Genomic DNA, 10,074 nt, shown 5'->3' with positions numbered 1-10,074 from the left:
AACAGTGTTGGCGCTCAGGACGCTGCTAAGGTTGACGAAGTCTCAAAGTCACCCGAGGTAGAGCAGAAGAGGAGTATGAGTAAATTTTCTCCTACTGCGCCTGATGTGGAAAATTTTGTTGCGGGAGCAGGTGTGTCTCCATCTTCCAGAGCGTTAGGAAAATGTGGCCCCAGTGGTGCGGGAAATACTCTCAGTAATGTTGGGAATCCAGTTGAACGCAAAAGTGATAGCGTGCCGGGCGAAAGACGTGTGAAGATGAGCAAGATACGCCAGGTTATAGCAGCTAGATTGAAAGAATCTCAGAATGTCGCAGCCACTCTTAGTACATTCAACGAAGTAGACATGAGTGCTGTCATGGCGATAAGGGCGAAGTATAAGGATAGTTTTATCAAGAAGCATGATGTGAAACTTGGATTCATGTCTTTTTTTATAAGGGCTGTGGTATTGGCATGTGCTGAAATACCTGTGCTAAACGCGGAAATACGTGGAGACGAAATAATATATAGGGACTATTGCAACATAGGTGTTGCTGTAGGTACAGATAAGGGCTTGGTTGTTCCAGTGATTAGGGCAGCAGAGAGTATGTCTCTTGCTGAACTTGAGCAAAAGCTTGTTGAATTGAGTACACTTGCCAGAGGTGGCAAATTGGCTGTCTCCGATATGTCTGGAGCTACGTTTACGATTACGAATGGTGGCGTGTATGGGTCATTGTTGTCTACCCCTATAATCAATCCTCCTCAGTCAGGCATTTTGGGCATGCATGCCATCCAGGAACGTCCTGTTGTGGTAGAAGGTAAGATAGAAATAAGGCCCATGATGTACATAGCGCTTTCTTACGATCATAGAATTGTTGATGGTCAAGGTGCTGTTACATTTTTAGTTCGGGTTAAGCAGTACATAGAGGATCCAACCAGGATGACGTTGATGGTTTAGTTAAATGATGCTGGAACGCGCAACTATACACTCGCCTGAGGACTTTGCGCACATGAGAAAGGCTGGCAAGCTAGCAGCGGAAGTTTTGGATTTCATCACTCCGTACGTTGTACCTGGAGTCACTACTAACAAGCTCGATACGCTTTGTCACGATTTTATAGTCTCAGCAGGGGCAATTCCGGCGCCACTTGGCTATAGGGGATACCCTAAATCTATATGCACATCTAAAAACTTTGTTGTGTGCCATGGAATACCCGACGATTCTGAGCTCAAAGATGGAGACATAATCAATATAGATGTGACTGTTATACTTGATGGATGGTATGGTGACACCAGCAGAATGTATTGGATTGGTGATTCAGTTTCCGTGAAAGCCAAGCGTGTGTGCGAAGCCAGCTACAATGCGATGTGGGCTGCCATAAATCAGATAGCACCTGGGAAAAAGCTTAACGTTATAGGACTTGCAATAGAACAGGAGGTGAGCAAATACGGGTATTCGATAGTAAGGGACTATTGCGGTCATGGGATAGGCAGGGTTTTCCATTCTTTTCCCAATGTCGTCCATTATTATGAAGAACACGAGGACCTTATATTGCAAGAGGGCATGTTTTTCACGGTAGAACCGATGATTAATGTGGGAAAGCACCATACGGTTCTAAGTAAGCAAGACGGATGGACTGTGACCACTAGGGATTTCTCGTTATCTGCTCAATTTGAACATTCCTTGGGAGTTACAAAAACGGGGGTAGAAGTGTTCACTAAGTCTCCTAAGAATTGGGATTTTCCTCCGTATTTGTAGATAATATTGTTAAGCTACAAGAAATGAGGTGCGTTCTTAGCGCGCCCTGTAGGGACAATAACGCGTTATGTTCCTGGTCCTGGTATAGATGGGTGTTAGGGTTGTACTCGTGGTGAAAGTGGCAGTTTTATTAGGTGAAGCTACCTCAGTTTTGAATAGAGTAGGTGTGGAGACTGCCGCCCTAGATTCTAGGCTTATAATTTGTCATGTCTTACAAATGACAGAACTTGAGGTTCTTACAAATCTGGACCTTTGTATAGATGATGCAAAGGTAAAGGACTTTTTCAGGTTAGTTACAATGAGACTATCTGGAGTTCCAATGTCTCATATTCTCTGCAGAAGGGAATTTTGGAGCATGGACTTCTCTGTTAGTTCAGATGTTCTTGATCCTAGACCAGACACAGAGACTATTATATCGACTGTAATAGGACTGCATGCTAATAGTAACAAAAGGTTGGTTATTGCAGATCTGGGAACCGGTTCCGGGTGCATCATAGTTGCGCTTTTATCACATTACAAGAACGCTTACGGGGTTGCGTTCGAGAAGAGCGTTAAGGCATATCGCGTTGCTCGAGAAAATGTAATCAGACACGGTATGATGAGCAGAATAAAATTGCACTGCATGAGTTGGGACAGGTGTTATGGCAAGTTTGACGTGATAGTAAGTAATCCGCCTTACATAAAGAGATGTAAGATTCGTGAATTACAGTATGAGGTCAGGATGCATGAACCTACTCAAGCGCTCGATGGCGGAATAAGGGGTATGGAGAAGTATTTACAGATTTTCAAGGTACTAAATAGATGCCTGAAATCCGGGGGAAGCGCAGTTCTTGAGATAGGAGAAGATCAGGATACCATACGCAAGGAAGCAATTGCACATGGGCTCAGATTTTGTGGGTATTCCAGAGACTTTGCTGGCAGGAAAAGATGCGTTGTACTACAGCGTATGGATAAAGGCCACTAAGGGGAACATTCTGGAGCGTGAGAGCCTACGTTATAACTTAAGTTTCCCAGATTCGTAAAGCCTGTATAGGTCGTCACACCCGCCTATGCTTTCTCCATCAATAAATATTTGAGGTACTGTCATCCTGCCTCCAGATTGGGAAATTATCTCATTTCTGGTGGCTTCATAAAGCCCTTATGGGCATCACACATGGACTAGATCCTGCAGACATGCCAAAGACTTTGCTGGCAGGAAAAGATGCGTTTTACTACAGCGTATGGATAAAGGCTACTAGGGGGAACATTCTAGAGATTAGAACCGCTGTTACAGCTTAAGTTCTCCAGATTCATAAAGCCTATACAGATCATCACACCCGCCTATGCTTTCTCCATCGATAAATATTTGAGGTACTGTCATCCTACCTCCCGATTTAGAAATTATCTCATTTCTGGTGGCTTCATAAAGCCCTTATGGGCATCACACATGGACTAGATCCTGCAGACATGCCAAAGACTTTGCTGGCAGGAAAAGATGCGTTTTACTACAGCGTATGGATAAAGGCTACTAGGGGGAACATTCTAGAGATTAGGAACCGCTGTTATAGCTTAAGTTCTCCAGATTCATAAAGCCTGTATAGGTCGTCACACCCGCCTATGCTTTTCCCATCGATAAATATTTGAGGTACTGTCATCCTGCCTCCCGATTTAGAAATCATCTCATTTCGGGTAGCTTCATTGTCTGAAATGTCTACTTCCCTGTAGGAAATACTTTTTTTGTTGAATAAAGCCTTGGCCTTCGTACAATATGGGCAATGAGTCTTAGTGTATATGAGAACATCGCTCATACTATTATCCTCCACCAACTACTAGGACGCACGCTCTCGTGCTAGCACGCATTGGTTTGTATGTAAAGTTTTTTATATGAAAGTATTATACGGGCACGATTGTCCCGAAAAAGTTGTTTTGACATTCGGCAATTTCGATGGAGTGCACTGTGGGCATGTACGGGTTTTCTCTGAAGTTGTTAAGCTAGCAAAAGAGCGTGGATGCGCATCTGCGGTACTAACTTTTCTTCCCCATACGGCAATTTTTCTAAAAAATCGAGAGAACTTCCTGATTTCTACATTCGAGCAAAAGGTGGAGATGATCAGAAATTGTGGCATTGATTATTTATGCGTAGCAAAATTTGATGAGGAGTTTTCTAAGCTGTCTCCGGAAGCGTATGTCGAAGATATTCTGATCAAGGGATGCGGAGCAAAGTTAATAGTAGTGGGAAGGGGTTGCATCTTTGGATATAAGTGTGCGGGAGATTTTAAGTTGCTAGAATCATGCGCCACGATGCATGGTTGTGAAGTTGTAGAAATCGATCAACTATTTAAAGAGGATCTTCTCTGTTCTTCATCAAATGTAAGAGAATGTCTGAGATATGGGGACATAAGGAATGCAAATATGCTGCTGGGAAGAAATCATTCTGTAAGTGGAAAGGTAATAAGAGGAGTTGCCAGGGGCAAAGCAATAGGGTTTCCAACATTGAATTTGTCGCTTCATGGGGTTGTGTTGCCCAAAAGGGGTGTATACTACGCTAAAGTTAAAATTGACACCAGAGAATGGTTTCCAGGCATTGTGAATATAGGGGTAAGGCCAACCTTTTCTGATGTTGATACTCCAATACTGGAGATGCACATTTTTGATTTTTGCGAAGATATCTACGACAAGGAAGTTACTGTTGAGCTCATAGATTTTGTTAGAGCTGAGAAAAAGTTCCAGGATGTGGAATCACTCGTTGAACAAATAAAAAAAGATATTTCTATAGTGAAACGCGCATACAAGTGTTAGAACGCTTGTAGACTTCATGTTAGAAACAGGTTTTGTGGTTGTTGTGTTCTGGAAAAGGGTGTGATGTATAAAAGATACATCGTGGGTTTAGCCATTTTGGTGAGTACAGTTTTGTCTGATCAGCTCAGTAAGATGTATGTTCTTATGCTCTACGAGCTTCACGGAATAATAGAAATTTCCCCATTTTGTAGCCTCGTTCAAGTATGGAATAGTGGCATGAGTTTCGGCATGTTTGGGTCATATGAGAAGAGTAATGTTGTTTTTATTGTAATTACAACGTTAGCGGTTTGCGTACTGATGTTCTTATTTTTCAGAGCTCGCCGAATGTCTAGTGCAATATCATTGTGTTTGATTTCAGGGGGTACTTTGGGTAATTTAATTGACCGATTTCTATTTGGTGCAGTGCATGATTTTATTGCTTTGCACATCGGTGAGTTGTATTGGCCAGCATTCAATGCAGCAGACGTTTATATCGTGCTAGGTGTAGGGTTGTTTCTGCTTCAGAAGGCTGATACGTATAAATCGCGCTTCAGTATTGAGAACTAAGTGTAGATTACACTTCGTATTAATATGTATGTCAAATATTGGAGGTACGGTGACTAGTCAATGCAGGTTACATGGTTGGATTGTAATGATAAGAAGAGTTTTAATCACCAGTGCTTTATTGCTTGGGGGGTTGCTTAACAACGCTTCTGTAGCCTCTGAAGTACAGAATATACGTTCAGCAACATTGAAAAATGGTATGCGGATGTATGTAATGGCCGATAATCGATTCCCAGTGGTTATGCACATGCTAGTGTACAAAGTCGGTGGCATGGACGATCCGCCAGGGTTTTCAGGAATGGCGCATTTTTTAGAGCACATGATGTTTTCAGGAACTGAGAATGTTAAGGATTTTGCCAAAACTGTAAACGGTTTTGGAGGGAAGTTTAACGCCTATACTTTGGCTTCTCACACCGCGTACTACGAAATTGTGCAGAAGCAGTACTTACCTAAAGTTATGTCTATGGAAGCGGACAGAATGCACGGCATAACTTTCAAGGATGAGCCCTTTGAGCGAGAGCGTAATGTTGTGCGTGAGGAAAGGTATATGCGTACGGAGAGTACGCCTAGGGGGATACTCTCTGAGGATGTTGTCAACGCATTTTACCGCAATGGATACGGCATGCCTCTTGTGGGGTGGGAACATGAAATTGCAAACTACAACAAAGCAACTGTGAAATCTTTCTACAATAAGTACTACAACCCAGGTAATGCCATATTATTCATAGTAGGGGATGTAGATTTCGATAACGTTGTAAAATTGTCAAACAAATACTACGGCGGAATAAAAAATAAAAGAGAGCTAGTCCGTAGAATCTCCACCAAAATAGAGCCTCCTCGCAGGACAAGTGCTGTAATTACAATGGAGCATCCTAGTGTTACCGATTCAGAGATGTGTATACTTTATGATGCACCTAATATAGGTGAGAACTCTGATTTTAAGGAGTACTGCGTTTCTTCAATAGCTGCTGATATAGTTGCTGGGCACGAGTTTGGCATTCTGTATAACAAACTTGTCAGAGAAAAAGCAATAGCTGTGGATGTTTCTGTATCATACAGAGCAGCGGAAAGGTCGAATGGCATGATCGCAATAGAAATTGTGCCTAAGTTTGGTATCTCACCTGAAGAAGTGTACAGTGAAGTGCGTGAGATAATGACAGACCTCATGGAATCTGGGGTCACGGAAGAGTATGTAGATAACGCAAAATACAGAAGCTTGGCTGATTTGACATATAGCCTAGATGACCTTGAGAATAGGGCGTGGTTTTATGCAAATATGGTTGCTGTAGGGGCTGCCCCTATACCTTCAGAAGAAGTTATCGATATAGTGAAAAACACTTCTGTAGACGATGTGAATAGGATCATAAAAAATGTATTCGGGAAGCCATCAGTCAGGGGATACCTAGTTCCCGAAGATGATGCATCAAATGCCAAGAAAGGTGCAACTTCAGAAAGTACTGCAAATCCTAGCGTCCCAGAGGAAGATGCGACTTCAGAAAGTCCTAGCTACCAAGAGGAAAGTGTGACTTCAGAAGGTACTGAAAATCCTAGCTCCTCAGAGGAGGATTCAGATTCTCAGGACTTTTCCCCGTACCCAAGTGATTACAGTGGTAAATCTAGTTGGATAGAGGATGATATTTCTGGACATGGTAATGAGGTGTTATATGAGAAGTAGTCTATTTTTGGGGGCAGTACTTTCTGTAATACTGCTGTTCTGTGCAGACAGTTTTGCTTCTGTGATCAATGTAAACGTGCGCGATATTAAAACTTCTTCTGGTGTGAGGTATTGGTTTTTAGAAGAAAAGACATTTCCCGTAGTTTCTATCTCCGTAGCATTTAAAAACTCCGGGTACTTGTACGATCCCAACGACAAACAGGGGCTCGCAGTACTTGCGTCATCCATCATTTTACAAGGAGCAGTAGATAGTGAAGGAGTAAGCATCTCAAAGAAGCTGCAAAATATGGGAATATCCATGAATTTCTCTGCTGATGGAGAAAACGCTTACATCTCTTTGAAAACGCTATCAGAGAATCTTGATGATGCACTAGTTATGTTGAGACAGTGCTTATTTAATACATCAATAGATCAGAAGGTATTTTTGACGGAGAAAGAGAGACAAAAATCTGAGGTAAGGCGTGCGCTGAACGAACCAGCAAATTTAGCTTCGGAAACGCTAAAATCCCTTGTGTTCAAGGATCATCCCTATGCCAATGTTTCATTTGGTACGTTACAGACTGTTGATAGCATAAGTCTTCAAGATGTTCAAAGCTACATAGACAACACTTTCGACCTAGACAAAATGGTTATAGGGGTAGTGGGAAATGTTGATGAAGAGCACCTCTCTGAAGCTCTGGACATGACCTTTGCCAATTTTAAGAGAGGGCAGAATAAGAATGAAGTTAAGAATATAGCGCCAGCTTTAGGGTTGAGGGGCTATGTAAAATACGACTCTGCTCAAAGTGTTGTAGTGTTTTCTGGTAATGGCATCTCACAAGACGATCCAAATTACAAAGTGGCGCAGGTTTTGGTAAATGCTCTAGGTGGAACTGCTCTAAGTTCTGTACTAATGAAGGAACTTCGTGAGAATCTGGGCATTACGTACCATGTCGGCAGTCAATTGTATACTTTTGGGAACTACGGGGTGTTCTCGGGTATTCTATATACAGATGGCGTGACGGCAAGAAAGGGAATTGATGCATTATTGAAAACTATCAAAGAAGTTAGTAACAATGGGCTAGATAATACATCTTTCGAGATCTCAAAATCTGACATTGTTAACAGTTTTATATTTTCTTTCCTGAATTCATCATCCATTGCAGGAGTACTGAGAGAGTTTCAGTTACTTGATATGGACGTGGACTATATAAACAACTACACAGCTGAATACGAGTCGATATCAAAGGAGGATGTGGATAAGTTTGCAAAAGAGTTTTTGAGTGACCTTTCGATCGTAGAAGTAGGTAGCAAAAACAATATAGATGCAGAAGCTTCTGTTTAATGCCTGACAAGGGCTTTAAAGGTAGAGAATATGGTGGCGTGTAAGTTATTTTAGAAATTCAACTTGAATATGCTATAATAACCCCGGTACTCATGCTAGTGCTAGTATGATGCCTTACGTGTGTGTTAAGGGGTGAGGGAGTGCATAAGGAAAGAGCCTATGGTAGCAAGTTGAATGATGTTGTTTATGAGAAGCCTTTAAGTCAGGTGTACTTTAGGGTAGGCGCTATGGGCGCTGTCGCTATCTCGACAGTCCTCACCTATGCTGTGTCGTATGTCGTGACGGTACGGCCTCTCTTTGTGTGGTACACGCCGCTATACCTGTTCGTTGCGCTTTCCGCGCTTACTTTAGTGCTGACCTTCGTGTATATGGCGGTGATTTCGGCGTTAGGCAAGCGTTTTGCTAAAAGGCGTTTTGCCATGGGAAGAGTGTCCTCCGGAGGCGAAGGTGAGTCTAGTGTGGATTTTACTGTCGCTGTTACCAGGGAAGGCAAAAAGAAGGGATACACCAAGATAGAGACATTTTTCGTATGGGTGGCAGTTCTTTCTCTATTAGTGAGTGTAATGGCGCTGGGAATCATGACAGGTAAGGCAGGCGAATCAGTCGTCGGATTCTCCAAGTTCATTCTTTCTGGTATTACTGACCCTTCTGATGTGGTTAGCAAGGTGTTTTGCGTATCAGCTATAGTATCCATGTGTGCGGCTGCTCTGCTATTTATAGGCAGGATTTTTGTAGAGGAAGGTGTTAACAAAGTTAACGTCGTCATGTTTTTATCTCAAGATGCTGAGTTGGAAACGCTCAGGGATACTAGGCAATTGCATGAAAGAAGTTGCGCACATTGTACTGGTAGAGTAAGCCACTCTGGCTTACTTGAGATACTGCTAGATGTGGCAGGTGCTGAAAAGATAAGAGGTAATGCTCCCAAGGAAGGGGTTGGACTTGGTGCGTTTTTGGATAAAGTTGCTTCCCCAAAGGACAACTCAGTTGTCCTGAAAAATGTTGTGCTGTCCCATGCTCCTGCTGATACGTGTAGGACGCTCTAGGGGGTCTTATAGGACTATATTTTTTACTTGTTATATAAAACACGGCAGGCCGGAGTTTCCAGCATCATAAGAAGAGAGAAACACATGTGTGTGGACACAGGGCGATGTCGTCGTCGTCCCATTTGAAGGCTAGTTATTGTTGTGCTGTGTAAGACCGCAAGGCCTTGTACTAGGTGCACTTTACTAGCGCCCTAATAGGTAATGTGGTCCTGTATGTTACTATGGTCATGTTGACTTGCATCTATTATTTTTTTAACATTATTATACCATGTGTGGTATGACAAGAGATGTTCTTGTTAGACAGCATAATGTTGTAGTGGTATGTAAAAGAGGTTATTAAAACTCTTATAAGATTTTAAACATCGGGTAGTCGACATGTATGATGGTGCTGGTATTGCTGAGCTTGGTCGCTCTAGATTGTACGCTAAGGTAGCGATGACGGCTTTTATGGCTGGAGCTGTCGTGTTTTCGTACAGCGCAGCTAGGGTGTTCGCTTCGGGTATGTCTCTACTCACTTCTGCTCCCATTGTTGTGACGTTTTTTACCTCTCTAGCCCTGGTGTTCATTGCTGTCATGTGTTCCATAATTTTCTGCGTGAAGCTTACAAATGTTGGCGAACATGATCTTCCCGTAAGGTTGCCACCTGGCAGATTTGATTATGGCGGAATGCTGGTGCAGAAGGGTAGATACGTCCAGAGCGACGGCGTTAGAGCAGAAATTATGATGAATAGGGAATTGCAGAACGGGGTGTTAGGATTTAGCCCTGTTTCTTCCGTGTGCTTCTCAGTAATGGGAGTTATGCTTTGTACTTGCGCCGCTGCTTTAGGGGTTCTGTTTGCCCGGGAAAACAATCTCAAGGGAGTTCTTTACGCTTTTGCTGCCCCGGATCCAAGCATGGCATGCAGGCTTTGTGTTGTAACCGCCAGTGTTGCACTCGGGTTGCTTGTAGCTAGTGTCCTTAGATACGCTATGTGTTCTC

General features: G+C 42.8%; 11 protein-coding genes and 2 pseudogenes. 10 read left to right on the top strand and 3 right to left on the bottom strand.

The window, feature by feature from the left end:
- From sucB to prmC, 3 genes are all read left to right on the top strand, one after another.
- On the top strand, window positions 1-933 hold a 933-nt coding region (gene sucB, locus R4I06_RS03455; protein WP_334414154.1), incomplete at its 5' end, for a dihydrolipoyllysine-residue succinyltransferase.
- Between the two features lie 4 nt (window positions 934-937).
- The gene (gene map / locus R4I06_RS03450) at window positions 938-1,732 is read left to right on the top strand and encodes a type I methionyl aminopeptidase (RefSeq protein WP_410519378.1); all 795 of its coding nucleotides are present in this window, start codon (window positions 938-940) and stop codon (window positions 1,730-1,732) included.
- Window positions 1,733-1,820: 88 nt separating this feature from the next.
- A complete protein-coding gene (gene prmC / locus R4I06_RS03445) occupies window positions 1,821-2,696 on the top strand; it encodes a peptide chain release factor N(5)-glutamine methyltransferase (RefSeq protein ID WP_334414153.1) in 876 nt (291 codons plus the stop codon).
- Between the two features lie 30 nt (window positions 2,697-2,726).
- Here prmC and R4I06_RS03440 read toward each other — a convergent pair.
- A pseudogene (locus R4I06_RS03440) lies at window positions 2,727-2,849 on the bottom strand (thioredoxin domain-containing protein); the annotation flags it as partial.
- A 23-nt stretch (window positions 2,850-2,872) separates the two neighbouring features.
- Here R4I06_RS03440 and R4I06_RS03435 point away from each other — a divergent pair.
- The gene (locus R4I06_RS03435) at window positions 2,873-3,010 is read left to right on the top strand and encodes a hypothetical protein (protein ID WP_334414152.1); all 138 of its coding nucleotides are present in this window, start codon (window positions 2,873-2,875) and stop codon (window positions 3,008-3,010) included.
- Here the strand turns inward: R4I06_RS03435 and R4I06_RS03430 are convergent.
- Together R4I06_RS03430 and grxC are read right to left on the bottom strand one after the other, a co-directional pair.
- Window positions 3,000-3,122 (bottom strand): annotated as a pseudogene (locus R4I06_RS03430) (thioredoxin domain-containing protein); the annotation flags it as partial. The gene R4I06_RS03435 and the pseudogene R4I06_RS03430 overlap by 11 nt on opposite strands.
- Before the next feature lie 151 nt (window positions 3,123-3,273).
- On the bottom strand, window positions 3,274-3,519 hold the full coding sequence (gene grxC / locus R4I06_RS03425; protein WP_334414151.1) for a glutaredoxin 3: 246 nt from the start codon (window positions 3,517-3,519) through the stop codon (window positions 3,274-3,276).
- A gap of 76 nt (window positions 3,520-3,595) precedes the next feature.
- On the opposite strand from grxC, the gene R4I06_RS03420 reads away from it, so the two are divergent.
- From R4I06_RS03420 to R4I06_RS03395, 6 genes are all read left to right on the top strand, one after another.
- Window positions 3,596-4,510: a bifunctional riboflavin kinase/FAD synthetase gene (locus R4I06_RS03420; RefSeq protein ID WP_334414150.1), complete on the top strand. Its 915-nt coding sequence runs from the start codon at window positions 3,596-3,598 to the stop codon at window positions 4,508-4,510.
- A 63-nt stretch (window positions 4,511-4,573) separates the two neighbouring features.
- Window positions 4,574-5,056 (top strand): signal peptidase II, encoded by a 483-nt coding sequence (gene lspA, locus R4I06_RS03415; RefSeq protein ID WP_334414155.1) that lies wholly within the window; start codon window positions 4,574-4,576, stop codon window positions 5,054-5,056.
- 85 nt (window positions 5,057-5,141) lie between these two features.
- Window positions 5,142-6,728: a M16 family metallopeptidase gene (locus R4I06_RS03410; RefSeq protein ID WP_334414149.1), complete on the top strand. Its 1,587-nt coding sequence runs from the start codon at window positions 5,142-5,144 to the stop codon at window positions 6,726-6,728.
- Window positions 6,718-8,052, top strand: coding sequence for a M16 family metallopeptidase (locus R4I06_RS03405; protein WP_334414148.1), 1,335 nt, complete (start codon window positions 6,718-6,720; stop codon window positions 8,050-8,052). The genes R4I06_RS03410 and R4I06_RS03405 overlap by 11 nt, the downstream gene beginning before the upstream one ends.
- 140 nt (window positions 8,053-8,192) lie before the next feature.
- The gene (locus R4I06_RS03400; protein ID WP_334414147.1) at window positions 8,193-9,095 is read left to right on the top strand and encodes a hypothetical protein; all 903 of its coding nucleotides are present in this window, start codon (window positions 8,193-8,195) and stop codon (window positions 9,093-9,095) included.
- Window positions 9,096-9,470: 375 nt separating this feature from the next.
- A partial coding sequence (locus R4I06_RS03395) for a hypothetical protein (protein WP_334414146.1) occupies window positions 9,471-10,074 on the top strand: 604 nt, incomplete at its 3' end.

Origin of the sequence: Anaplasma bovis, from assembly GCF_036903315.1 — a bacterium.
Classification (GTDB): Bacteria; Pseudomonadota; Alphaproteobacteria; order Rickettsiales; family Anaplasmataceae; genus Anaplasma; species Anaplasma bovis.
The sequence above is the reverse complement of the archived record's forward strand: the minus strand, read 5'-3'. Positions and strand labels throughout refer to the sequence as shown.

Coding starts and splice junctions, on each gene's coding strand:
- map (WP_410519378.1), top strand. CDS start 938: ATGATGCTGGAACGCGCAACTATACACTCGCCTGAGGACTTTGCGCAC.
- prmC (WP_334414153.1), top strand. CDS start 1,821: ATGGGTGTTAGGGTTGTACTCGTGGTGAAAGTGGCAGTTTTATTAGGT.
- R4I06_RS03435 (WP_334414152.1), top strand. CDS start 2,873: ATGGGCATCACACATGGACTAGATCCTGCAGACATGCCAAAGACTTTG.
- grxC (WP_334414151.1), bottom strand. CDS start 3,519: ATGAGCGATGTTCTCATATACACTAAGACTCATTGCCCATATTGTACG.
- R4I06_RS03420 (WP_334414150.1), top strand. CDS start 3,596: ATGAAAGTATTATACGGGCACGATTGTCCCGAAAAAGTTGTTTTGACA.
- lspA (WP_334414155.1), top strand. CDS start 4,574: ATGTATAAAAGATACATCGTGGGTTTAGCCATTTTGGTGAGTACAGTT.
- R4I06_RS03410 (WP_334414149.1), top strand. CDS start 5,142: ATGATAAGAAGAGTTTTAATCACCAGTGCTTTATTGCTTGGGGGGTTG.
- R4I06_RS03405 (WP_334414148.1), top strand. CDS start 6,718: ATGAGAAGTAGTCTATTTTTGGGGGCAGTACTTTCTGTAATACTGCTG.